Source organism: Actinoalloteichus hymeniacidonis (assembly GCF_014203365.1).
GTDB lineage: Bacteria > Actinomycetota > Actinomycetes > Mycobacteriales > Pseudonocardiaceae > Actinoalloteichus_A > Actinoalloteichus_A hymeniacidonis.
This window is the reverse complement of sequence record NZ_JACHIS010000001.1, coordinates 4393705-4416828: the sequence shown is the minus strand read 5'-3', so window position 1 is coordinate 4416828 and position 23124 is coordinate 4393705. Positions and strand designations below refer to the sequence as shown.

Annotated in this window: 26 protein-coding genes; 21 read left to right on the top strand and 5 right to left on the bottom strand. The window is 67.2% G+C overall.

What is annotated here, in order from left to right; genetic code table 11:
- Positions 1–134: 134 nt before the first annotated feature.
- The 6 genes from tsf to rlmN all read left to right on the top strand — a co-directional run bounded on the left by tsf (position 135) and on the right by rlmN (position 5397).
- Positions 135–953 (top strand): translation elongation factor Ts, encoded by an 819-nt coding sequence (gene tsf / locus BKA25_RS18340; protein WP_069848044.1) that lies wholly within the window; start codon positions 135–137, stop codon positions 951–953.
- 89 nt (positions 954–1042) lie between these two features.
- Positions 1043–1804: a UMP kinase gene (pyrH, locus tag BKA25_RS18335; protein ID WP_069848046.1), complete on the top strand. Its 762-nt coding sequence runs from the start codon at positions 1043–1045 to the stop codon at positions 1802–1804.
- A gap of 94 nt (positions 1805–1898) precedes the next feature.
- Positions 1899–2420 (top strand): ribosome recycling factor, encoded by a 522-nt coding sequence (gene frr / locus BKA25_RS18330; protein ID WP_069853458.1) that lies wholly within the window; start codon positions 1899–1901, stop codon positions 2418–2420.
- A 47-nt stretch (positions 2421–2467) separates the two neighbouring features.
- Positions 2468–3397 (top strand): phosphatidate cytidylyltransferase, encoded by a 930-nt coding sequence (locus BKA25_RS18325; protein WP_084642746.1) that lies wholly within the window; start codon positions 2468–2470, stop codon positions 3395–3397.
- 77 nt (positions 3398–3474) lie between these two features.
- Entirely contained in the window at positions 3475–4173 is a 699-nt protein-coding gene (locus BKA25_RS18320; RefSeq protein ID WP_069853460.1) for a class I SAM-dependent methyltransferase, read from the top strand.
- Positions 4174–4290: 117 nt separating this feature from the next.
- Positions 4291–5397: a dual-specificity RNA methyltransferase RlmN gene (rlmN, locus tag BKA25_RS18315; RefSeq protein WP_069848048.1), complete on the top strand. Its 1107-nt coding sequence runs from the start codon at positions 4291–4293 to the stop codon at positions 5395–5397.
- Positions 5398–5420: 23 nt separating this feature from the next.
- On the opposite strand, the gene BKA25_RS18310 is transcribed toward rlmN, so the two are convergent.
- Entirely contained in the window at positions 5421–5906 is a 486-nt protein-coding gene (locus BKA25_RS18310; RefSeq protein WP_069848050.1) for a beta-class carbonic anhydrase, read from the bottom strand.
- Between the two features lie 409 nt (positions 5907–6315).
- On the bottom strand, positions 6316–6561 hold the full coding sequence (locus tag BKA25_RS18305; RefSeq protein WP_375791889.1) for a DUF2631 domain-containing protein: 246 nt from the start codon (positions 6559–6561) through the stop codon (positions 6316–6318).
- A 224-nt stretch (positions 6562–6785) separates the two neighbouring features.
- On the opposite strand from BKA25_RS18305, the gene BKA25_RS18300 reads away from it, so the two are divergent.
- Genes BKA25_RS18300 through BKA25_RS18285 form a run of 4 tightly spaced genes read left to right on the top strand, consistent with a single transcriptional unit; the run spans position 6786 to position 10944 of the window.
- Positions 6786–8015, top strand: coding sequence for an ABC transporter ATP-binding protein (locus BKA25_RS18300; protein WP_236750601.1), 1230 nt, complete (start codon positions 6786–6788; stop codon positions 8013–8015).
- A gap of 60 nt (positions 8016–8075) precedes the next feature.
- Positions 8076–9248, top strand: coding sequence for an ABC transporter substrate-binding protein (locus BKA25_RS18295; RefSeq protein WP_069848053.1), 1173 nt, complete (start codon positions 8076–8078; stop codon positions 9246–9248).
- Complete coding sequence (locus BKA25_RS18290) at positions 9245–10099, top strand: ABC transporter permease (RefSeq protein WP_069848055.1); 855 nt, start codon at positions 9245–9247, stop codon at positions 10097–10099. The genes BKA25_RS18295 and BKA25_RS18290 overlap by 4 nt, the downstream gene beginning before the upstream one ends.
- On the top strand, positions 10096–10944 hold the full coding sequence (locus BKA25_RS18285; RefSeq protein WP_084642751.1) for an ABC transporter permease: 849 nt from the start codon (positions 10096–10098) through the stop codon (positions 10942–10944). Before BKA25_RS18290 ends, BKA25_RS18285 begins: the two co-directional genes overlap by 4 nt.
- Before the next feature lie 116 nt (positions 10945–11060).
- Here the strand turns inward: BKA25_RS18285 and BKA25_RS18280 are convergent, their stop codons facing one another.
- Entirely contained in the window at positions 11061–11345 is a 285-nt protein-coding gene (locus tag BKA25_RS18280) for a GlsB/YeaQ/YmgE family stress response membrane protein (protein ID WP_069848059.1), read from the bottom strand.
- A 204-nt stretch (positions 11346–11549) separates the two neighbouring features.
- Here BKA25_RS18280 and dxr point away from each other — a divergent pair, with 204 nt between their 5' ends.
- The 11 genes from dxr to BKA25_RS18225 all read left to right on the top strand — a co-directional run bounded on the left by dxr (position 11550) and on the right by BKA25_RS18225 (position 21597).
- Positions 11550–12806, top strand: coding sequence for a 1-deoxy-D-xylulose-5-phosphate reductoisomerase (gene dxr / locus BKA25_RS18275; RefSeq protein WP_069848061.1), 1257 nt, complete (start codon positions 11550–11552; stop codon positions 12804–12806).
- 4 nt (positions 12807–12810) lie between these two features.
- Complete coding sequence (locus BKA25_RS18270; protein WP_069848063.1) at positions 12811–14016, top strand: M50 family metallopeptidase; 1206 nt, start codon at positions 12811–12813, stop codon at positions 14014–14016.
- 63 nt (positions 14017–14079) lie between these two features.
- Positions 14080–15228, top strand: coding sequence for a flavodoxin-dependent (E)-4-hydroxy-3-methylbut-2-enyl-diphosphate synthase (gene ispG / locus BKA25_RS18265; protein ID WP_069848065.1), 1149 nt, complete (start codon positions 14080–14082; stop codon positions 15226–15228).
- Positions 15229–15314: 86 nt separating this feature from the next.
- Positions 15315–16151 (top strand): GNAT family N-acetyltransferase, encoded by an 837-nt coding sequence (locus tag BKA25_RS18260; RefSeq protein ID WP_069853462.1) that lies wholly within the window; start codon positions 15315–15317, stop codon positions 16149–16151.
- Positions 16152–16462: 311 nt separating this feature from the next.
- Entirely contained in the window at positions 16463–16828 is a 366-nt protein-coding gene (locus BKA25_RS18255; protein WP_069853463.1) for a DUF3054 domain-containing protein, read from the top strand.
- Positions 16829–16855: 27 nt separating this feature from the next.
- Positions 16856–17713, top strand: coding sequence for a type I methionyl aminopeptidase (gene map, locus BKA25_RS18250; RefSeq protein WP_069848068.1), 858 nt, complete (start codon positions 16856–16858; stop codon positions 17711–17713).
- A 108-nt stretch (positions 17714–17821) separates the two neighbouring features.
- Positions 17822–18661, top strand: a complete 840-nt coding sequence (locus tag BKA25_RS28440; protein ID WP_069848070.1) for a restriction system modified-DNA reader domain-containing protein — start codon at positions 17822–17824, stop codon at positions 18659–18661.
- A gap of 28 nt (positions 18662–18689) precedes the next feature.
- Positions 18690–20246, top strand: coding sequence for a cobyric acid synthase (locus tag BKA25_RS18240; RefSeq protein ID WP_069848072.1), 1557 nt, complete (start codon positions 18690–18692; stop codon positions 20244–20246).
- A 58-nt stretch (positions 20247–20304) separates the two neighbouring features.
- Entirely contained in the window at positions 20305–20550 is a 246-nt protein-coding gene (locus BKA25_RS18235; protein WP_069853464.1) for a type II toxin-antitoxin system Phd/YefM family antitoxin, read from the top strand.
- On the top strand, positions 20547–20927 hold the full coding sequence (locus BKA25_RS18230; RefSeq protein WP_069848074.1) for a type II toxin-antitoxin system VapC family toxin: 381 nt from the start codon (positions 20547–20549) through the stop codon (positions 20925–20927). Before BKA25_RS18235 ends, BKA25_RS18230 begins: the two co-directional genes overlap by 4 nt.
- A 91-nt stretch (positions 20928–21018) precedes the next feature.
- Positions 21019–21597 carry a Uma2 family endonuclease gene (locus BKA25_RS18225; protein ID WP_084642756.1) on the top strand — a complete coding sequence of 193 codons (579 nt, stop codon included), beginning with the start codon at positions 21019–21021 and terminating at the stop codon, positions 21595–21597.
- 60 nt (positions 21598–21657) lie between these two features.
- On the opposite strand, the gene BKA25_RS18220 is transcribed toward BKA25_RS18225, so the two are convergent.
- Entirely contained in the window at positions 21658–22083 is a 426-nt protein-coding gene (locus tag BKA25_RS18220) for a hypothetical protein (protein ID WP_157421008.1), read from the bottom strand.
- A 331-nt stretch (positions 22084–22414) separates the two neighbouring features.
- Entirely contained in the window at positions 22415–23119 is a 705-nt protein-coding gene (locus tag BKA25_RS18215; RefSeq protein ID WP_069848078.1) for a FadR/GntR family transcriptional regulator, read from the bottom strand.
- Positions 23120–23124 lie beyond the last annotated feature (5 nt).

Here is a 23124-nt window from a genome sequence, read left to right as displayed (position 1 = left end):
ATGACCGCGCGGGCGGGCCTATCTGGCCCGCCCGCGCGGTCGCGCCCAACGGGGTACACCCCGTGGTTCCCCACTCAAGCCCCCTGGCGCGACTTCGCCGCGCACAACAGACACGTAAGGATTGACGACGCACCATGGCGAACTACACGACGGCTGATATCAAGCGGCTTCGGGAGATCACCGGCTCCGGGATGATGGCCTGCAAGAAGGCCTTGGAGCAGACCGACGGCGACATGGACAAGGCCGTCGAGATCCTGCGCATCAAGGGTGCCAAGGACGTCGACAAGCGCGCCGAGCGGACCACCGCCAACGGCCTCGTCGCCGCCGACGGCGGGGTGCTTCTCGAACTGAACTGCGAGACCGACTTCGTCGCCAAGAACGAGGCCTTCGAGGCTCTCGCGGCGCAGATCGTCGCGGTGGCCAAGGCCAACTCGGCCGGCGACGTCGAGACGCTCAAGGCCGCCCCCGCAGGCGACGGCAAGACCGTGGACGAGCTCGTTCAGGAGCAGTCCGCCAAGATCGGCGAGAAGCTCGAGATCGGCCGCGTGTCCAACTTCGACGGCCCGGTCTCGGTCTACCTGCACCGCCGTTCCTCCGACCTGCCGCCCGCCGTCGGCGTGGTGGTCGAGTTCGAGGGTGGCAGCGAGGAGGCCGCTCGCGGTATCGCGATGCAGATCGCCGCGCTGCGTCCCCGCTACGTGACCCGCGACGAAGTTCCCGCCGAGCAGGTGGAGAACGAGCGTCGGATCGCCGAGAAGACCGCTCGCGAGGAGGGCAAGCCGGAGGCCGCTCTCACCAAGATCGTCGAGGGCAGGCTCAACGGCTTCTTCAAGGACGTCGTCCTCGTCGACCAGCCGTCGGTGCAGGACTCCAAGAAGCAGGTCAAGTCGCTCCTGAGTGATGCGGGCATGACCATCAAGCGGTTCGCCCGCTTCGAGGTCGGCCAGGGCTGAGAGTCCTAGCGCGCCCTGTCCTCCCGTCGCGTTCAGGCGGCGGGAGGACAGGGCGTTCGGCAGTCAGTCAGGCTCATGGAGGAGGACCGTTGACCGAACACAGCGAAACAGCTTCCGGCTACCGTCGGGTGCTGCTCAAGCTCGGCGGCGAGATGTTCGGCGGTGGCGGTGTCGGCGTCGACCCCGACGTCGTGCACACCGTGGCCGCCCAGATTGCCGCAGTGGTGCGCGGTGGAGTTCAGGTCGGTGTGGTCATCGGCGGCGGCAACTACTTCCGGGGCGCAGAGCTGCAACAGCGCGGGATGGAGCGCACCCGCGCCGACTACATGGGCATGCTCGGCACCGTGATGAACTGCCTTGCGCTGCAGGATTTCCTCGAGCGGGAACAGGGCATCGACACCCGGGTGCAGACCGCCATCACGATGGGCCAGGTCGCCGAGTCCTACATCCCCCGTCGCTCCATCCGGCACCTGGAGAAGGGCCGAGTGGTGATCTTCGGTGCGGGAGTGGGCATGCCGTACTTCTCTACCGACACCACCGCAGCTCAGCGGGCATTGGAGATCGGTGCGGAGATCGTGCTGATGGGCAAGGCCGTCGACGGCGTCTACACCGCCGACCCCAGGCGTGACCCGACCGCCACGATGTTCAGCAACATCAGCCATCGCGAGGTCTTGGAGCGCGGCCTGAAGGTCGCCGACGCCACGGCGTTCAGTCTCTGCATGGACAACAACATGCCGATCTTGGTTTTCAACCTGCTTACCGAGGGCAACATCGCTCGCGCAGTTCGTGGTGAGAAGATCGGGACGTTGGTCAGCACCGCTGCAAGCGCGCCGGGCAATGAGCGTGCTTGAGATCGACAAGCGGGTCCCACCATCTGCCGGTACGCATAGTTAGGAGTCAGTCGTGATCGACATCGACGAATCTCTTCTCGATGGTGAGGAGAAGATGGAGAAGGCGGTTGCCGTCGCCAAGGACGAACTGGCGCACATCCGTACCGGTCGGGCGACTCCGAGCATGTTCAACAACATCGTCGTGGAGTACTACGGGGAGCCGACCCCGCTGAACCAGGTCGCGGGAATCACCATCCCCGAGGTTCGCCAGATCGTCGTCAAGCCTTATGACGCGAGCCTGTTGGACGCTATCGAGAAGGCGATTCGCAGTTCCGATCTCGGGGTGAACCCCAGCAACGATGGCAACATCATCCGGGTGCTCGTTCCGCAGCTCTCGGAGGAGCGCAGGCGGGACCTCGTCAAGGTCGCGAAGAACAAGGGCGAGGAATCCAAGGTCACCATCCGCAACCTCCGCCGCAAGGTCAAGGACGAGATCGACCGAGCGGTCAAGGACGGTGACGCGGGCGAGGATGCGGGTACCCGTGCCGAGAAGGAACTGCAGAGCCTCACTGACAAGTATGTCGCCCAGGTCGAAGAGCTGGTTCGGCAAAAGGAAAGCGAACTCCTGGAGGTCTAGAGCGTGCTGATCGAATACTCGACCGAGCCACGCTTCTAGGACTGTCGATGGTGGTGGCTGGTGAAAAGGATGCGGCACCGGGGATCGGTATCGAGCGGGCGCCGCAGGAGTCTCCGGCGCCCTCGTCGGGTGATGTCGTTCGGGTTGCGCCGGTGAAGCCCGCGTCCAAGACCGGGCGTGATCTTGGCGCTGCGGTCTTGGTCGGCTTGCTACTCGGCGGTGCGATCCTCGCGTCGCTGCTGTGGGCGCGACACCTGTTCATCGCGGTGATCGCGGCTGCGGTCGCCGTGTCCACGGTGGAGATGGCCACCGCCTTCCGGCGGGCCAGGGGCATCAAGATCGCCCTGATACCGCTGTTGGTCGGTGGACAGGCGATGATCTGGTCCTCCTGGCCGTTCGGGCTGGACGGGGTGCTCACGGCCTTCATGTTGACGGTGCTGGCCTGTCTGCTCTGGCGGGCTCCGGGCGGCTCGCAGCACTACCTTCGCGATGCAGGCAGTTCGATCTTCGCTGTCACCTATATCCCGCTGTTCGCGACCTTCGCCGCGCAGCTCGTGCTGCCTGCCGACGGCGTGTTGCGCGTGGTGGCCTTCATGCTCGCGGTGATCGGTTCCGACACCGGTGGCTATGCGATCGGGGCGCTGTTCGGCAAGCATCCGATGGCGCCGAGGATCAGTCCGAAGAAGTCCTGGGAGGGCTTCGCCGGATCCCTGGTCAGCGGGGTGGCGGCCGGTCTCATCGTCGTCACGCTGCTGCTGGGCGGTCAGTGGTGGCACGGTGTGCTGTTCGGGGTGGCGATCGTCGTGACGGCCACGGCGGGTGACCTGCTCGAATCGCTGGTCAAGCGAGACATCGGGGTCAAGGACATGGGCAACCTGCTACCCGGTCACGGCGGCATCATGGACCGGATGGACTCGTTGCTGCCCTCGGCGATGGTGGCCTGGTTGCTGTTGAACTGGTTCATCCCCGTCGCCTGATGGCCCTGTGGTCGGTGCGTGACGGATTCCGTGCGCGAGCACGCCGGACCTGGGCTTCCGAGTCATCGGGAACCGGCGTGCTCCCGAGCCCCAACATCTGGCACTGGCCCGAGGTCTACGAACTGGAGAACCGGGCCCAGGACCAAGATCGGGCGTTGTTCGCCGCGTTGGCCCAGGAAGCCGATTGGACCGACGCCGACGTTGTGGACGTCGGCTGCGGTGACGGGTTTCACCTCCCGTTGTTCGCCCAGCGGGCTCGCAGTGTCCTCGGTGTCGAACCGCATCCGCCGTTGGTGCGGAGGGCCCGGCAGCGGATGTCGGGTTTCGAGTCGGTCCGCATCGCCGCCGCCGGGGCACAGCGGCTGCCCATCCCCGATTCCAGCGTCGATCTGGTCCACGCCAGGACCGCCTACTTCTTCGGACCGGGCTGCGAGCCAGGCCTGCGGGAGGCCGATCGAGTGCTTCGACCCGGTGGGATGCTCGCGATCATCGATCTGGATGCCAGCCGTCATGCCTATGGGACATGGATGCGGGCCGACCTGCCCCGATACTCGCCCGGTGCGGTGGAGGAGTTCTTCGCCGCCGAGGGCTTCGAGTGCCGTCGGATCGATACCCGCTGGCGGTTCGAGGATCGACAGAGCCTCGGTGAGGTCCTGCGGATCGAGTTCTCCCGTCGTGTCGCGGCCAGGGCGATCGCGCAGACGCCCGGTGTGGAGATCACGGTCGCCTATCGGCTGCACACCCGACGTAAACCGAGGACGCCGTTGCTGCCCTGACCGAGGGTCAGCGCGACACCGCGTATTGCGGCCTCGCCGTCGCGGGGCAGGCGCCGAGCCGGGAGAAGCACGGGCGAATGAGAGCACTCCGCGATCCGTGGGACACTGGACCACGCCATGACTGCTCTTCCCCTCGTCTTCGACGCTCCCCGCCGCGGCCTTCCGCCGAGGCACCTCGCCGACCTCGATGTCGCCGACCGCAAAGCGGCGGTGGCCGAACTGGGTGAGAAGCCCTTCCGGGCCGCCCAGCTCGCCAACCACTATTTCGGCAGGCTGAGCACCGATCCGGCTTCGATGACCGACATCCCCGCTGCCGCCAGGGAGCGGCTGGTCGGCGAGTTGCTGCCGACCTTGTTCACCCCGGTGCGGGATGTGACCACCGACGAGGGCACCACCCGTAAGACATTGTGGCGGGCACATGACGGCACGCTCGTGGAGAGCGTGTTGATGCGCTACACCGACCGCGCGACGGTCTGCATCTCCAGCCAGGCGGGCTGCGGCATGGCCTGCCCGTTCTGTGCCACGGGTCAGGGCGGCCTGCAGCGCAACATGTCGACGGCGGAGATCGTCGACCAGGTCCGCTCGGCTGCGCTGGCGATGCGCGACGGCCTGCTGCCGGGGGGCCCGGGCCGCCTCTCGAACGTCGTGTTCATGGGCATGGGCGAGCCGTTGGCGAACTACAAGCGAGTGGTCGCCGCCGTGCGACGCATCTGCGACCCGGCGCCGGAGGGCCTCGGGCTCTCCCAGCGCTCGGTGACGGTGTCGACGGTCGGTCTGGCGCCTGCGATCCGCAAGCTGGCCGATGAGGGACTCCAGGTCACGCTGGCGGTGTCGCTGCACACGCCGGACGACGAGCTCCGAGACACCCTGGTGCCGGTCAACACCCGATGGTCGGTCGAAGAGGTGCTCAAGGCGGCCCGTTACTACGCGGACAGCACCGGCAGGCGGGTGTCCATCGAGTACGCGCTCATCAGGGACGTCAACGACCAGCCGTGGCGGGCGGACCTGTTGGCGAAGCTGCTGCGCAAGCACCTCGGCCAGCTGGTCCACGTGAATCTCATCCCGTTGAACCCGACTCCGGGGAGCAAATGGGATGCCAGTCCCAAGCCGGTGGAGCGGGAGTTCGTCCGTCGGGTCCAGGATGGCGGCGTGAGCTGCACCGTCCGAGACACCAGGGGACAGGAGATCGCGGCCGCCTGCGGTCAGCTCGCCGCGCAGGGCTGAGGCGGACGGCCGCTGCGCCGGGGTCAGATGACCTCGCGTAGTTCGCCGGTCTCCACGTCGAACACGAACCCTCGGACGTTCTTGTGCTCGATGAACGGGCTGGTCTGGATGCGTCTGAGGCTCTGCCGGACGTCCCCGTCGAGGTCGTCGAAGGCCTCCGCCGCCCACTCGGGCTTGATCCCGGTCTCGGCGAGTATCTCGGCCTTCAACTCGTCGTCGCTGAACGTGAGTAGTCCGCAGTCGGTGTGGTGCACGAGGATGATCTCGCGGGTGCCCAACTTGCGCTGGCTGATGACCAGCGAGCGAATCATGTCGTCGGTGATCACTCCGCCCGCGTTGCGGATGATGTGAGCGTCACCCAGCTGGAGACCCAGCATCTCGAACACGTCGAGCCGCGAGTCCATGCAGGCCACCACGGTGAGTTTCTTGGCCGGTGGCAGCGGGAGTTTGACACCGAAGGTCTCGCTGTACTTCTTGTTGTTCCTGAGTAGTTCGTCGGTGACGCTCATCATCGATCTCCATCGCTGCACTGGACCGGCTCGATCGGACCCTGTGTCGACACCGATGAACGGCATTCGACCTTCGGCCGGGTCGGCGTCCGGGTGGACTTCGTGGCCTCGGGGTCCGCACCGAAGGTTGGGAACGGACAGGGCGCACCGGGGCGTCGTCGGCCCGAATCGCCGACCTACGCCCAGCGGGCCGGTCGGCAGGAGTGCACACGTTCAGTGAACAGACCCCGGCGCGACGGCGCAAGAATCCCGATGCGAGTGTCACCGGTCGTGATGGTGGTGAGACCGCCGGATTACCGGGGGACGACCGCGATCGGGGGCCGCGCGTGAATCGTGTTCGGTGCGTGGCGCACGCTGCTGCCTCGACGCCGACGATCCGGCGCCGAGGACAGGACAGTGCGAGAAAGCGTCAGCGGCGCCATGAGGTGCGTCGGCGGACCTGATCCCAGATCAGCCCGACCACCATGGCGGAGCCGATGACGAGGAGCCACAGATCCTCGGTGTGACCCTCATGGTTGCCGATCAGCATGGCGAAGACCGCGAAGGCCCCGACCCATCCGGCGACACGGGTGCCGACGGGGAACCCGCCGTGCCAGCCCCATTCGGCCGACGGCTCCTCATGAGGGTCCACGGTTGTCGCGGGGCTTTTCTCCACCGCCGACGAGGACTTTGCAGAACCGCGAGCGGCCACGTTCCCTCCACCACGAACACGATCGAGTAGGTTGCCGACTTATCGTCGCATATCGGGGCGTCGAGGCCCCGATCAGGCTCGACCGTGCTGGCTGCGGACCTGCTCGTCTAGGCTGCGGCCCAGATCGAGATCCGGACACTTCCGGGGCGGCTCGGTCCGTTGTCGTTCTTCTCCCCGAGGTGTGTGTCGTGACCGACGAGTCCATCGACGACTCTGCGGAGTTCCATCCGCGTGAGCAGCGCACACCGGACACCTTCGCTCCGGTGGCGGTCGCGTTGTCCGGTGTCACCAAGAGCTACGGTGACCAGGTCGTGCTCGACGACTTCTCGCTGCGGGTCCACGAGGGTGAGTTCTTCTCGATCCTCGGGCCCTCCGGCAGCGGGAAGACGACGTTGCTGCGCACGATCGCGGGCTTCGTCGACCCCGACCGCGGCAGTATCGAACTCGACGGTGTCGACATGGTCGGGGTGCCGCCCTACCGGCGCGATGTGAACACCGTCTTCCAGTCGTACGCGCTGTTCCCGCACCTGGACGTGTGGAACAACGTCGCCTACGGACTCCGACGCAAGGGGCTGCGTGGCGATGCGCTGCGACGTCGGGTGGGGGAGCATCTGGAGCTCGTGCAGCTGTCGGGTTACGCCCGTCGCAGACCGAATCAGCTCTCCGGCGGTCAGCAGCAGCGGGTGGCGGTGGCCAGAGCGCTGGCGGCTCGGCCGAGGCTTCTGCTGCTCGACGAGCCGCTGGGCGCGCTCGATGCCCAGCTGCGCGGGCAGATGCAGGTCGAGTTGATGCGCATTCAACGCGAGGTGGGCACCACCTTCCTCTACATCACCCACGATCAGGAGGAGGCGCTGGTCCTCTCCCATCGGTTGGCGGTGCTGGGGGGCGGACGGCTCCGGCAGGTCGGCTACCCGGAGGACGTGTACGAACGGCCGGCGTCCCGTTTCGTCGCGGAGTTCCTGCGGTCCTCGGCGACGGGCGCGGCCAACATCCTCGACACCGAGGTGATCGGTCATGATGCGGCCGCGGACGTCGTGGAACTGCGGGTGGGGGCGGGCGGCAGGCTGCGCGCCGCACTGCCTGCCTCGACCGCAGCCCGCGTGGGCGGCTCGGTGGCGTTGACGGTGCGGCCGGAGAAAGTTCATGTGTACGACGTCGACGGCGCGGTGTCGCCTCCCGCAGGCTGGTGCGTGCTGCCGGGGACCATCGTGGACATCGTCTACACCGGGGTGTCCACCCAGTACCTGGTGCAGTCGCCGGTCGCCGGATCGGTCACCCTGGTGGCTTTCGTGCAGAACACGCGCCGCATCAGCGATGCGGGCGGGCCGGGTCAACCAGTCGTGCTGGCCTGGGATCCCGAGCACAGCGTGCTTCTCGCCGAGGACGACCGAGATCGCTCGGATGCCGTGGTGCGCTAGGCCAGCGCGGACACCGAGGACTTGACTCCACAGACACATCGTGAGGGAGGTGGATGCACGATGGCATCCGATCGGGACACCCGGCCTGCGGTTCGCATCGCACGACTGTGGGAAGGGGCGAACCCGAGGGTGACGCGGCGTTCGATGCTGCGTTCGATGGCCTTCTTCGCCGTCGCGGCGCAGGGCCTGGCCGCCTGCGGCGTCGGCGAGGCCCCGTCGGGCGGGGACACCGGACCGGCCGGGGCCACGCCCGCGAGCAACGACGTCGACGAGCCGGTGCTCAACTTCTACAACTGGACCGACTACATCGACGAGGAGACGCTGCCTGGTTTCGAGGCGGAGACCGGTATCCGGGTCACCTACGACAACTTCAGCTCCAACGACGAGTTGGAGGCCAAGATCGCCTCCGGTGCGGCGGGCTATGACCTGGTGATCCCCACCGACAACTTCCTGCGGCGATTCCTGCGCTCCGATCTGCTGCGTCCGCTCGACCACGACATGCTGCCCAACCTGGGCAACCTGCAGCAGCGGTTCCGGGAGGCCGACTACGACCGGGACAACCGCTTCTCGGTGCCCTGGGCCTGGGGCACCACCGGCTTGGCCTATTCCCCCGAGCAGCTGGGCGAGGACGTGACCAGCCTCGCCGGTTTCGATCTGCCCTCCGCTCGGGGGCGCAGCATCCTGTTGGACGAGGCGCGCGATGGGCTGGCCCTCGGTCTGTTGGCGCTGGGCCACGATCCGAACACCGTCGAGCAATCCGAGTTGGACGAGGCCGTGGCGTACCTGCTCGAGTTGAAGGGCCGACTCGGTCAGATCACCTCCGACGTCATCGAACCGCTGGCCTCCGGGCAGGCTCCGCTGGCCCAGGCGTATTCGGGCGACGTGTTCCAGGCTCAGGAGATCAACTCCGACCTGGTGTACGTCATCCCGGAGGAGGGCGGCCTGTCCTGGGTCGATGTGCTGTGCATTCCGAACGACGCACCGCACGCCGCGAACGCGCATCGGTTCATCGATTACATCCTGCGTCCGGAGGTCGGCGCCCGGCTGGCCGAGGAGATCCAGTACGCGAGCCCCAACGAGGCCGCGCTGGAGCTGATCGACCCGGCGTTGCGCGAGGACCCGTTGATCTATCCGCCCGCCGACGAGTTGGCGCGGCTGCCCTTCACCGCAGACCTGGGCGCGGAGACGGAGGGTCGTTACGCGGACGCCTGGACAAGGGTGAAGACCGGGTGAATCGAGCCCTTTCACGCGGCAGAGCTCTGGCCGCCGTCGGGCAGCTCGGCCCTGCGACGGTGTGGCTGGGCATGTTCTTGGTGGCCCCGCTGGCGCTGGTGGTCCAGTTCAGTTTCGCGACCAGGGATACCGGCGCGGCACGCGCGGTGCTGCCCTGGACGACCCTGCCGTATCGGACCGCGCTCGATCCGGCATTCCTGCCGATCTTCTGGCGAACCCTCGGCTACGCGGTCGTCACCACGCTGACCTGCCTGGTGTTGGCCTTCCCGTTGGCCTGGTTCATCGCCAGACACGGTGGACGGTTTCGGACCGTGCTGTTGGCCCTGGTGCTGCTTCCGTTCTGGGCCAGCTATCTGGTCCGGGTCTATGCGTGGAAGGCGCTGTTGGACGACGGCGGTCCCGTCGATCGATTGCTGGGCGCGGTGGGGCTCGGCCGCGACGGCGGTTATCTGTTCACCGACACCGCCGTGGTCCTCGGGTTGGTCTACGGGTTCCTGCCGTTCATGGTGCTGCCGCTGTACGTGGCCTGCGTCCGCTTCGATCACCAGCTGGTGGAGGCGTCCTACGACCTGGGTCACGGCAGACTGAGCACCTTCGTCCGCGTGGTGCTTCCCGGTGTGCTGCCCGGCATCCTCGCCGGGTCGCTGTTGGTGCTGGTGCCTGCGGCAGGCGACTTCGTGACGCCCAGCCTGCTCGGCGGCGTCGATCAGAGCACGTTCGGCAGCGTCATCGACGATCAGTTCGGTGCGGGCAACAACTGGCCGCTCGGCTCGGCGATGGCGGTGTTGCTGCTGGTGTTGGTGGTGTTCGTGTTGTTGGCACGCGGCAGGCGGGGGGAGGACGTGCTGTGAGTGCTCCATCGGCGCGACCGGCGCACCGTCGTACCGGCCGGTGGCCGTGGCGGCTCGGTTTGGCGGCGGCCGCCGTCTATGTCTTCCTGTACGCCCCGATCCTGTGGTTGGCGCTGGTCTCCTTCAACGACTCCCGCACGGTGAGTACCTTCACCGGCTTCTCGCTGCGCTGGTACGGCGAGTTGGTGCGGGATGAGCGGGTGCTCTCCGCGCTGCTGCTGTCGTTGCGGTTGGCGGCGGTGAGCGCGGTGCTGGCCACGGTGATCGGCACGCTGGCTGCCTTCGGTCTGCGCAGGGCCTTTCGTGGCAGAGGCCTGTGGACGACGCTGTTGGCACTGCCGCTGGTGGTGCCCGAGGTCGTGCTGGGTGTCAGCCTGCTGGCGTTCTGCGTTGTGCTGCTGGGTGTTCCGTTTGGATTCGGGGCGCTGTTGCTGGCTCATGTCACGTTCTCGTTGAGCTATGTCGTGGTCGTGGTGCGGGCCAGGCTGGCCGGTCTGGACCCCAGGGTCGAGGAGGCGGCCGCCGACCTGGGGGCGGGGCCCTTCACTCGGTGGCGCACCGTCACGTTGCCGCTGATCGCTCCCGCGATCGGTGCTGGTGGTGCCTTCGCGTTCGTGCTCTCCTTCGACGACGTCGTGACCTCGGGCTATCTCACCGGGGTCGGCTCGACGACGTTGCCGGTGTTCGTCTACGGCCAGGCCCGTCGCGGGGTGTCGCCGGAGATCGTCGCGTTGTCCACCGCGATGGTGACGGCCTCGGCCGTGGTGCTGCTGATCGGAGTCGGCGTCACGGTGTGGCGGGCCCGCAGGGCGGGAGCCGCGTCGGTGCTCGGCTCGCCGAGCTGATCGGCCGCAGCCGAGGCGCGAGCCTGCCCGGCTTTCCGACGCCGGACACGAAAGGACCGCGAACACCCGAGGGCGTTCGCGGTCCTTGTCGAGACCGGACTACAACGGAGTCCGATTTAAGCGTGGGCGCGAGGCTGACCATGGCCCCGCCGCCCGACGACCATGCGGTAAATCGCCAGCAACACGATCGAACCGATGATCGCGATGAGCCATGTCTGGATGCTGAAGAAGTCGCGTAGCTCGGTACCGAAGAGCGCGCTACCTATCCAGCCGCCGAGCAAGGCGCCTACGACTCCCAACAGAAGAGTCATGAAGATGCCGCCGGGGTCCTTGCCTGGCATGATCGCCTTCGCGATGGCGCCTGCCAGAAGCCCCAGCACGATCCAACCGAGGATGCCCATCGGTGTTCTCCTTTCATGCTTCAGGCGTCGTCTGCGCCGCTGTCAGGGGGAGTACCCAGACGGGTGGCAGGCATTCGTGTGATTTCACCGCGATACCCACGTCGTTATCTTTCCGTTACCTTCTGGAGTGTTGTTCGGGCTGCGCCTTCGGCATCACACCGCCCGGATCGGACGGCCAAGCGGGGTCGGCGAGAATGTCCCCCGATGCGCGCTTTCGTGACTTCAGACGGTCCCGCTACTCGACGCGACGTACTGCTATTGGGCTCGACCGGTTCGGTCGGTGTTCAAGCGCTCGAAGTGGCCCGGCTCGACCCGAACAGATTCCGGGTCGTTGGACTGGCGGCGGGCGGGGGTGACCCGGCAGCGCTGGCCGCCCAGGCGTTGGAGTTCGGGGTGGAGGCGATCGCCGTCGCCCGTGCGACGGCGGCCGAGGACATCCAGTTGGCCTTCTACGCCGAGGCGCAGCGCCGGGGATACTCGCGAGGCGAATTCCGGATGCCCCGCATCCTCGCCGGTCCTCGGGCCGTCGTCGAACTGATCGAGTCCACCCCGGCCGACATCGTGCTCAACGCCATCGTCGGTTCCAGGGGACTGGAGCCCACCCTCGCGGCCCTGGGCACCGGGGCGACGCTCGCCCTGGCCAACAAGGAGTCGTTGATCGCGGGCGGTGCGCTGGTGCTGAACGCGGCGGCGCCCGGTCAGCTCGTGCCGGTGGACTCCGAGCATTCGGCGCTCGCGCAGGCGCTGCGTGGTGGTCGGGCCGACGAGGTCGACCGGCTGGTCGTCACGGCCTCCGGCGGACCGTTCCGGGGGCGTAGTCGAGCCGAACTGGCCGATGTCACGGTCGAGCAGGCCATGGTGCACCCGACCTGGTCGATGGGCCCGGTCATCACCGTGAACTCGGCCACTCTGGTGAACAAGGGCCTGGAGGTCATCGAGGCGCAGCTGCTCTTCGACGTTCCCTATGACCGCATCAACGTGGTGGTGCACCCGCAGTCGATCGTGCATTCCATGGTGACCTTCATCGACGGATCCACGTTGGCCCAGGCCAGCCCGCCGAGCATGCGACTGCCCATCGCCGTGGCGCTGGGCTGGCCGGACCGGATAGCGGGCGCATCGACGCCGCTCCGGTTCGACGAGGCGAGCGCGTGGATCTTCGAACCGCTGGACGACGAGGCCTTCCCGGCCGTGCGGTTGGCCAAGGAGGCGGGCGCGGCGGGCGGTTGCCTGCCTGCGGTCTACAACGCGGCCAACGAGGAGGCCGTCGCGGCATTCCTGCAAGGTCGCACCGATTTCACCGCGATCGTGGACACTGTCTCCGAGGTGCTGGGTGCGGCGGACGGTTGGCGGACCGATCCGGCCGGCATCGATGACGTATCGGCGGCCGAGAACTGGGCCAGAGCCCGCGCCGGGGAACTTCTGGGTGTCGCCGCAGGCGACGCCGTGGCTGAAAGGGAATGACGACGTGGCCTTTGTGATCGGGGTCATCCTGTTCGCGCTGGGGATCGGTATCTCCATCGCGCTGCACGAACTCGGCCACCTCGCCGCAGCGAAGGCCTTCAAGATGAAGGTCACCGAGTATTTCGTCGGCTTCGGACCGAAGATCTTCTCGTTCCGACGCGGTGAGACGGAGTACGGGCTCAAGGCCATTCCGGCAGGCGGCTATTGCCGGATCATCGGCATGACCGCGCTGGAGGAGGTCGAACCACACGAGACCGCCAGGGCGATGTACAACAAGCCCGTGTGGCAGCGCGTCATCGTGCTGTCCGCAGGTTCCCTGGTGCACTTCATCCTGGGTTTCCTGATTCTGCTGATCATGGCCTTCAGCCTGGGCCTGCCCAACATCGACGGCCGGGCCTCGGTCGGCGTGATCAGCGACTGCGTCAGTGACCAGAACCCGGAGACCGGACAGCTCGTTCCCTGCGCCCCGGGCGATCCCTCGCCCGCGCGGGATGCGGGCATCCAGCCCGGTGACGAGATCATCGCGGTCGGCGGGGCGGCGACCCCCCTCTACACCGACGTGCTCGAGCAGACCAGGGATGCCGAGGGGCCGACCGAGTTCACCATCGTCCGGGATGGCACCGAGCAGACGGTGACGGTCGACGTCGCCACGGTCGACCGGCTTCCGCTCGACGGCGGCGAGGGCCTGGAGTCGGTGGGCGCGATCGGCCTCGGCCAGGCGGCGACCTTCCACTACGACGGCTTGGCCGCGGTGCCCGCGACCCTCGACTTCACCGGCACCATGTTCGTCGAGACCTTCCAGCGACTGCTGGAACTGCCGGAGCGGATTCCCGCCCTGTTCACCGCGATCTTCGGCGGCGAACGCGACGTCAACACCCCGGTGAGCGTCGTCGGCGCCAGCATCATCGGCGGCGACGCCGTCGAACAGGGGTTGTGGGAGCTGTTCCTGCTGCTACTGGCGACGCTGAACTTCTTCGTCGGTGTGTTCAACCTGTTGCCGTTGCTGCCGCTGGACGGCGGACACATCGCGGTCAACGTCTACGAGCGGGTGCGGGACACCGTGCGTGGTTGGCGCGGCAAGCCCCGGGGCGGCCCGGTGGACTACACGAAGCTGCTTCCGCTGACCTACGCGGCGGTGTTCGTCGGCGGCGCCTTCGTGCTGTTGACCCTGACAGCGGACATCGTCAACCCCTTGCGGCTGACCCCGTAGGCTGGTAGCGGCCCGCTCGTCACGGGCGGGCCGCTAGAGGACCGAGTCGCGAAAGAGGATTCGATGAGCGTCGATCTTGGGATGCCCGCGGCTCCGCCGCCGGTGTTGGCGCCCCGACGTAAGACCCGAGCCCTGCAGGTGGGGGCCGTGCAGGTGGGCGGTGACGCCCCGATCTCGGTGCAGTCGATGACGACGACGGTGACTGCTGATGTGAATGCGACGTTGCAGCAGATTGCGGAGTTGACGGCGTCGGGGTGTGACATCGTGCGGGTGGCGTGTCCGACGCAGGATGATGCGGATGCGTTGGCCACGATTGCGGCGAAGTCGCAGATTCCGGTGATCGCCGATATTCATTTCCAGCCGAAGTATGTGTTCGCCGCGATCGAGGCGGGGTGTGCGGCGGTGCGGGTGAATCCGGGCAATATCAAGAAGTTCGATGACAAGGTCAAAGAGATCGCCCACGCCGCCCGCGACCATAAGACTCCGATCCGGATCGGGGTGAATGCCGGATCGTTGGATCCGCGTCTGTTGGCCAAGCACGGCAAGGCCACTCCGGAGGCCCTGGTCGAGTCGGCACTCTGGGAAGCCAGCCTGTTCGCGGAGCACGATTTCCACGACATCAAGATCTCGGTGAAGCACAACGATCCGGTGGTGATGGTCCGCGCTTACGAGTTGCTGTCGGAGGCCTGTGACTATCCGTTGCATCTGGGGGTCACCGAGGCGGGTCCGGCGTTCCAGGGCACCATCAAATCGGCGGTGGCGTTCGGGGCGTTGTTGCGGCAGGGCATCGGGGACACCATCCGGGTGTCGCTGTCGGCGCCGCCGGTGGAGGAGATCAAGGTCGGCACCCAGATCCTGCAATCGCTGAACCTGCGACCGAGGAAACTCGAGATCGTGTCGTGTCCGTCCTGCGGCCGCGCCCAGGTGGATGTGTACACCTTGGCCGAGGAGGTCACCGCGGGGTTGGAGGGCATGGAGGTCCCGCTGCGTGTCGCGGTGATGGGCTGCGTGGTCAACGGACCCGGCGAGGCCCGCGAAGCCGATCTCGGGGTGGCCTCGGGTAACGGCAAGGGCCAGATCTTCGTCAAGGGCAAGGTCATCAAGACCGTCCCCGAACACCAGATCGTGGAAACCCTCATCGAGGAAGCCATGCGCATCGCCGAGACGATGGAGGACGTCGAGGGCAGCTCGCCCAGCGTCAGCGTCAGCTGAGACCGACGACCGGATTCAGCGCGCTGTGATCAATTAGGGCCACCCGCGTGACGGGTCGCCGGGCCCTGTCTGGCACTCTGGACAGCGTGTTGAGGCTTGCCGTGGCACGGCTGCTCGACGAACGCGACGGGGCCTCGGTTCGGTCGGCGATCACCCTCGACCCGGTCGCCGCCTGCATGGTGGCGGCCAGGGTGGAGGCGACCGGCATCGATCCGTGGCGCCTCGGTGGCGAACTCTGGGGTGTCGGCCCCCGACTCAGCGGTCTCTGCTTCTCCGGGGCGAATCTGATCCCGTTGCGCGGCGGGCGCAGCGCCCTCCGAGCCTTCGCCGACCGGGCACTGCGCCGAAGACGGTTCTGCTCCTCGTTGGTCGGACCCGCCGAGCAGGTCTTGGGCTTGTGGCAGGCCCTCGAACCCGACTGGGGGCCTGCGCGGGATGTCCGACCGGACCAACCGTTGCTGGCGATCTCATCGAGCCCTCGAGTGCGACCGGATCCGTTGGTCCGGCGGGTGCGCCTGGAGGATCTGGAGCGCTATCTCCCGGCCGCGATCGCGATGTTCATCGAGGAGGTCGGCGTCGATCCTCGGCTCGAGGACGGCGGCGCCGCCTACCGGGCGCGGGTAGTGGAATTGGTCAGCTCAGGCCGGGCCTTCGCCCGCTTCGATGGCGACGAGGTCGTCTTCAAGGCCGAGATCGGGGCGTTGTCCTCGCGGGTGGGACAGATCCAGGGCGTGTGGGTGCATCCGGACCATCGAGGCCGAGGTCTCGGCGTGCACGGGACCTCGGCCGTCGTCGACCACCTGGTGAATCGGCTCGGTCGTACGGCCAGCCTGTACGTCAACGACTACAACCAGGTGGCCCGTCGCGTCTACCAACGGATCGGCTTTCAGACGGTGGGTCGTTTCGGCACGGTGTTGGTCTGATCCGACTAGGACAGCCCGGTACATCGGCGGCCCGCTGTTGTGCCGCCGTCCGACAGCAATCAACCCGTTATCAGTGCAGCTCACCGCCTTGATCGTCGCATCGTCGCCCAGCGCGAACCGCCTGGTGGGGCGGCCGCTGACACGCGTCGAAATACGGGGAGTACGGTGGCGCGTCGTGCATGGCAAGGCCTGCACGAGACGGTCCGGCGACCGACATCGCGCGGCGACATTCGCGTCGCAGGCGAACGGCCCACCACCCCCACCGGACCGGTCTAGGGGTTCCCCTCGCGAATCAAGATGAAGAGGTGCTCGTGTCCCGGTCCACTCGGGCGCTGCCTGCCGCGTCGGTCGACGTGCTGGCGGTGCTGGTGTTCGCGTTCGTCGGTCGACGCAACCACGCGGAGGCCACCGATCTCGGCGATGTCGTCACCACGGCGGCGCCCTTCCTCGGCGGCCTCGCCCTGGGCTGGCTGGCGACCAAGGCGTGGCGTGAACCCACCAGGCTCGCCGTCGGAGTCGGCGTCTGGGCAGGCGTGGTGTTAGGGGGATTGGCCATCCGTGCCATCACGGTGGGCATTCCTCCGGTGTCGTTCGCACTGGTCACCACGGCGGTCCTGGGTGTCTTCCTGATCGGTTGGCGCGCTGCTGCGGTGATGTTCGACCGAGGGTGCGACTGAGCACCGGCCGCTGCGTAACCTGAACGCATGTCGCTTCGCTCACCCCTTCGGCCTGGACAGCAGACGCCCCGCAGGCCGGTTCCGGCTCTCATCACCCGTCCCGAATACGTGGACCGGCCCGCCCCGGCACGCAGCACCGACCCGTGGGTCCAGCCTGCCGAGGTGATCGAGAAGATGCGGGTGGCGGGGCGACTGGCCGCGCAGGCATTGGAACTCGGCGGCAAGACCGTGGCGCCGGGCGTGACCACCGACGAGATCGACCGCGTGGTGCACGAGTTCCTCTGCGATAACGGTGCCTACCCCTCGACTCTGGGCTACCGGAACTTTCCGAAGTCCTGCTGTACCTCGCTCAACGAGGTCATCTGCCACGGTATTCCCGATTCGACGGTGATCGAGGACGGTGACATCGTCAACATCGATGTCACCGCCTTCCTCGGCGGCGTGCACGGCGACACCAACGCGACCTTCTTCGCGGGCGAGACCGCCGAGGAGGTCCGGCTGCTCGTCGAGCGGACCCATGAGGCCACGATGCGCGCCATTCGCGCCGTGCGTCCCGGCCGCAGGCTCAACGTCATCGGCCGTGTCATCGAGGCCTACGCCAAGCGTTTCGACTACGGCGTGGTGCGCGACTTCACCGGCCACGGCATCGGCCGGGCCTTCCACAGCGGATTGGTGATCCTGCATTACGACGAGCCCAACGTCGACACCGAGATCGAGGAGGGCATGACCTTCACGATCGAACCGATGATCACCCTCGGCGGCATCGACTACGACATGTGGGACGACGGCTGGACGGTCACCACCAAGGACAAGAAGTGGACCGCCCAGTTCGAGCACACCATCCTGGTCACCGCCGACGGCGCGGAAATCCTGACGCAGGTGTGAGCCGCTCGATGATCGATTCGCCGCAGGTTCGTGAGCGGCCGAGCCTGCGGCGAATTGGCAACAGTGAAGGTGTTACCGCGAGAAGCTGCTCACCTTCGAGGAGGCGTCGTGAGCACAACACCGGTCAATGTGCAGATTCCGTCCGATGCGGAGGCGCCGGTGATCGCGGACTTCGTAGAACATGCGCTTCGGGTGGCGTACGTCAACCGAGCCCATCTTTCGGCGATGCCCGCGAGCGACTGGGACGTTCCCGGTGTGTACGTGCTCTTGACGGATGACGGTTCGGGACATGTGTACGTCGGGCAGGCGCGCCGGATGCGCACTCGGCTCTCCCGGCACAACGGGAACGAGAAGTTACCGTGGCGGCGAGCGGTGGCGGTGAAACGGGATACGACAGACGGGTTCAACACCGCGGAGATCGGTTATCTGGAGGGCCGTGTCTCAGCGGAGGTGGCTGCGCTGGACGACGTCACGGCCGTCGAGGGGAGGAGTAGCGGGGACGAGACGCTGCCGAAGCACATGATGCTGTCGCTCGATTCGTTCGTGAAGAGCATCCTGGCTGCGTTGCGTTTGGCGAATGTCAACACGACTCGTCCTAATCCTGAGACCGAACCAGAGGATCGGCCGGTGGTGAGCGACGGGATTGTCAGCCGAGCCACATTCGCGGTCAAATTCGGTGACCTCGTGTCGAGCGGGCTGCTGAGAGCTGGGGAAACGCTGTTTCTTAAACAGGGTGGTACAGAGGCGCAGGCCAGCGTGACTGCAGATGGCGAGATCGTGGTTCATAAGGTCGCCTACAAGTCGCCGAGCAGTGCGGCGGCGAAGGCGCTTGGCCTGCAGTCGTCGAATGGCTGGGTTACCTGGCGCGTGGGCAGTCTCACGGGGCCGACGCTCGATGCACTGCGCCAGGAGTTGCTGGCGCAACAGCGTGCAGAAGGTCAACGTTGATGAGTACAACGCCACATAAGAACGAATCGTGAATCGGTCGCCGGGTGGCGCCCTGCTCGTGGCGGGCACGACCTCGGATGCGGGCAAGAGTGTGCTCACCGCCGGACTGTGTCGTTGGCTGGCCCGACGCGGGGTGCGGGTGGCACCCTTCAAGGCGCAGAACATGTCCAACAACTCGGTGGTCACCATCGAGGGCGGCGAAATCGGCCGGGCGCAGGCGATGCAGGCGGCGGCCGCCGGGCTGCGGCCCAGCGTCCGGTTCAACCCGGTGCTGCTCAAACCGGGCAGCGATCGCAGTTCCCAGGTCGTGCTGCACGGCCAGGTGATCGGCGAGGTCGACGCACTGTCATACCGGGAACGGCGTCGGGAGCTGGCCGAGGCCGTGCAGACGAGCCTGGCCGAGCTACGCGCGGAGTTCGAGGTGGTGATCTGCGAGGGCGCGGGCTCGCCCACCGAGATCAACCTGCGGGAGAGCGACCTGGCGAACATGGGCTTGGCGGTTCCGGCGGCGATGCCGGTGATCGTGGTGGCCGATATCGACCGGGGCGGGGTGTTCGCCCACCTCTACGGCACGCTGGCGCTGCTCGACGCGGCCGATCAGGCACTCATCTCGGGTTTCGTGATCAATAAGTTCCGTGGCGACGTCGGGCTGCTGGAACCGGGTCTGCGCACCCTCGCCGAGCTCACCGGCAGGCCGGTGCACGGCGTGCTGCCGTTCTCACCCGGACTGTGGTTGGACGCCGAGGACTCGCTGTCCACCGCGACCGACGGGGTGTTGGGCAGCCCCGCACCGCCGCTGGGGGAGTCGTGGTTGCGGGTGGTCGTGCCCCGGCTGTCCAGGATGTCCAACACCACCGATCTCGACGCGCTGGCCACCGAGCCGGGCGTGGCGGTTCGCTTCGCGACCGAGGCATCCCGACTGGCCGACGCGGATCTGATCGTGATCCCTGGCTCGAAGTCCACGGTCGCCGACCTGGAATGGTTGCGCCGCACCGGAATGGCCGAGGCGATCGGCAGGCATGTTGCGGCGGGCCGACCGGTACTCGGCATCTGCGGCGGTTTCCAGATGTTGGGCCGCCGGATCGACGACCGAGTGGAGTCCCGACGCGGCGTGGTCGACGGTCTCGGACTGCTGGATCTCGATGTCACTTTCGATGCCACCAAGACCCTGGCCACCCCGGCTGGCCGGGCGCTCGGCGAAGTCGTGCACGGCTACGAGATCCACCACGGCCGTGTCGACCGGCGGGCGGCGGGGCTGCCGCCGCTGGTGGAAGTCGGATCCGGACCGAACAGCGGCGATGGTGCGGTGTCCTGGCCGGTGGCCGGCACCCACTGGCACGGCCTGTTCGAGAACGACGCCTTCCGTCGGGCCTTCCTCCACCGCGCTGCGGCCCAGGCAGGCCGATCTGGCTTCGTCGTCGCCCCGGACACCGAGTTCGCCTCGGCCCGCGAGGCCCAACTCGACCTACTCGCCGATCTGGTCGAGGAACACCTCGACACCGACGCCCTACTCCGCCTGATCGAGCAGGGCGCTCCACCGGGGCTGCCACTGCTGGCGCCGGGGGCCACGCCACGTTTCGACTAGCCGGTGCGACCCGATAGGTCGACTTGACCAGACTAGGTCTAGGCGTACCGTGGGAGTCATGACTATCCAGGTCAACCTCTATGAGGCGAAGACGCAGCTGTCGAGGCTGGTCGATCAGGCTGCCCAGGGCGAGAGCGTGATCATCGCCCGGAACGGGCGGCCGGTCGCCGCCCTCGGTCCGGTGCCCAAGCACGAGGTCACCAGGCGCACCCCGGGCGGTTGGAAGGGCAGAGGCTGGATCGCCGCCGATTTCGACGAGACGCCCGACGAGGTCGTCGACCTCTTCTACGGCGAGTCCCGATGAGGGTGTTGCTGGACACGAACGTGCTGCTCTGGTGGCTCTTCGACGATCCGCGACTCACTCGCGAGACCACCGAGCTGATCGCCGACGTCGACAACACGGTGTATGTCTCGGCGGTCAGCGCGTTCGAGATCGCCACGAAGAGCTCCATCGGCAAACTCAGCGTGCCGGATGATCTGGCCGAGCTCATCACGGCCAACGCCTTCAGCGAGTTGCCGATCACGGTGGCGCACGGGCTGGAGGTCGCCCGGCTTCCGCTGCATCACCGTGACCCCTTCGACCGCCTGTTGATCGCGCAGGCCCGCTGCGAGTCGCTCACGCTGCTCACCGGCGACACGATGTTGGAGTCGTACGAGGTCAAGGTGCTCACGGTCGGTTGAGGCGGCGGGAAAAGGCTCTAAGCTGGGAGCAGCTGCCGAACACCAGCACGCCCGATAACCCCGGCGTCGAGGCAACCGAGGAGGTAAGCCGGTGACCGCCGTCATGGAGCACCCGATCGGCCCGTACTCGGTCCAGGACTGGCTTGCGTTGGATCCGCCGGTGGACGGGTCGCGCCTGGAACTGATCTTGGGACACCTGCATATGACGCCCGCCCCGTCCGGTGAGCACCAGCGTGCCGCGTTCCGACTGGCCAGACTGGTCGAGGATGCGGTCGACGCCGCCAGCCGCGACGACCTGCACGTGGTGCCCGCGGTGAACGTCCGCATCTCCACCCCGTGGCGCACGGCCCTGATTCCCGACGTCGTCGTGTTGAACACCCCGCCGCGCGGTACGAGTTTCCCCGCCGAGGCGTTGGCCTTGGCCGTGGAGATCTGGTCGCCCGGCAACCCGAAGGCCGAACGCGAGACGAAGCAGACCGCCTACGCGGCAGCGGGCGTCCCGTTCCTCTGGACGATCGTCCAGGGCCGGCTTCGTAATCCGATCCTGACCGCGTTGCGTCTGGATGGCGGGCGCTACATCGAGGAGTGCGTCGTCACTGCGGGAATGCCTGCCACGATCGATGCGGGCCCGGTCCCGGTGCGGATCGACCCGGCCACGCTCCTGCGCTAGTCACGAACTCGACGAACGTCGTGGTGCGCGATCAGCAGGCCCTCCCGGCGCAGGGGGCAGTCACGCGTTCTCGGCGGTCGACCCAAGGCATTGGCTGCGGAGTTCGACGGCGAGGTGGGTCCGTGTTCGGTGCCGTTGTCCGTTGGCCGATTCGTAGTCGATTGCCAGTCCCTGAATGGATCCGGCGCGCTCGGTGCTGACCGAGTAGGCCAGGTTCCAGGTGGTCTCCGGCGCTATCACCGAACCGATCGCCTGGCGACGATCCGCCCAGAGAGCTGCTGATGCCGGAGTTTCGAGGTTTTCCGCAGGTGGATAACTAGCGCCGAACCCCGGAGCGATGGTGAACGATCCATCCGCGTCGGGAACGGTCGGCATCGGCACGAGGTCGGCATCCGCGAGCTGTGCATCGTGCGCGTCGATCGGTGTGATCGCGATGATGGTCACCGGTTCGGGGCCCTCGTTGCGCACCGTTGAACTTGCCGTCACTCGCGACTCGCCGGCTGCGAGGGGTAAGCACACACGGGCGGACCCCCACGAGGTGATCAACGATCCGCTCGACGAGCCCTCGATACCCGAGCCTGCGATCAAGGACACGAGCAACGCGATGGCGCTTACCGACCAGTTTCTGACGCGGGGTGTCACCACGATGTCGCTCGCACCGTCCATCACATAGGCGTTGTCCGTCGAAGATTCTCATCGAACGCATCCGCCGCGATGCGGAGAGTGAAAACGTGCTGCATCCGTGATCACGTTGGTTTCTCACCGGTCGTGACCGATTCCCGTAGGCGCGTCAGCGCGCTGCCGACTGCCCGCTCGCTTACCCCTGAACAGCCGAGTCCTCCGCCTCGCCCAGCCGATCCAGTTGCTCATTCAGGAAGCCGCCCGCCTCGCGCGCCGCCGCAGCCGGATCGCCATCGCGGATCGCGGCGAGTAGGGCGCTGTGGGAGACGTGCTCGACGCAGGTCGCGGCGTTGTCGATGGCGACGCCGGTCGCGACACTGGCCATCACGGCCTCGGTGAACCCCGCGTACAGCTCCGTGAGCAGCGAGTTGTGGGACGCCTCGACGACGTGGGCGTGGAACTCGGTGTCCGCGCGCACCATCGCCTCCCACTCGGCCGCCGCCAACGCCGCGTCGCGTCGACCGAGGGTCTCGGTGAGCAACGCCAGCTCCTCCTCGGTGCGTCGCGCCGCCGCCAGCCTCGCCGCCTCGACCTCGATCGCGCGTCGGGTCTCCAGCACGTCTCGCAGTTCCGAGGTGTAGAGCCTGCGGACCGCCCCGGACAGCTCGCTGGTGGCGCGGACGTAGGTGCCGTCGCCCTGCCGGACTTCCAACAGTCCCGCGTGCGCCAGGGCACGCACCGCCTCGCGGACGGTGTTGCGGCCTACTCCGAGCGCCTCGACCAGTTCCGGTTCGGTCGGGATGCGGCTGCCGATCGACCATTCGCCCTCGACGATCAGCACGCGTAGCTGGGCGATGACCTGGTCGACGAGGCCGGTCCGCCGTGTGGTGGCCAACGGCACAGCAA

Excerpts from the sequence above, each read along its gene's own strand:
- tsf (WP_069848044.1), top strand. The coding sequence starts at position 135 with ATGGCGAACTACACGACGGCTGATATCAAGCGGCTTCGGGAGATCACC.
- frr (WP_069853458.1), top strand. The coding sequence starts at position 1,899 with ATGGAGAAGGCGGTTGCCGTCGCCAAGGACGAACTGGCGCACATCCGT.
- BKA25_RS18325 (WP_084642746.1), top strand. The coding sequence starts at position 2,468 with ATGGTGGTGGCTGGTGAAAAGGATGCGGCACCGGGGATCGGTATCGAG.
- rlmN (WP_069848048.1), top strand. The coding sequence starts at position 4,291 with ATGACTGCTCTTCCCCTCGTCTTCGACGCTCCCCGCCGCGGCCTTCCG.
- BKA25_RS18310 (WP_069848050.1), bottom strand. The coding sequence starts at position 5,906 with ATGAGCGTCACCGACGAACTACTCAGGAACAACAAGAAGTACAGCGAG.
- BKA25_RS18295 (WP_069848053.1), top strand. The coding sequence starts at position 8,076 with ATGGCATCCGATCGGGACACCCGGCCTGCGGTTCGCATCGCACGACTG.
- BKA25_RS18280 (WP_069848059.1), bottom strand. The coding sequence starts at position 11,345 with ATGGGCATCCTCGGTTGGATCGTGCTGGGGCTTCTGGCAGGCGCCATC.
- dxr (WP_069848061.1), top strand. The coding sequence starts at position 11,550 with ATGCGCGCTTTCGTGACTTCAGACGGTCCCGCTACTCGACGCGACGTA.
- ispG (WP_069848065.1), top strand. The coding sequence starts at position 14,080 with ATGAGCGTCGATCTTGGGATGCCCGCGGCTCCGCCGCCGGTGTTGGCG.
- map (WP_069848068.1), top strand. The coding sequence starts at position 16,856 with ATGTCGCTTCGCTCACCCCTTCGGCCTGGACAGCAGACGCCCCGCAGG.
- BKA25_RS18235 (WP_069853464.1), top strand. The coding sequence starts at position 20,305 with ATGACTATCCAGGTCAACCTCTATGAGGCGAAGACGCAGCTGTCGAGG.
- BKA25_RS18230 (WP_069848074.1), top strand. The coding sequence starts at position 20,547 with ATGAGGGTGTTGCTGGACACGAACGTGCTGCTCTGGTGGCTCTTCGAC.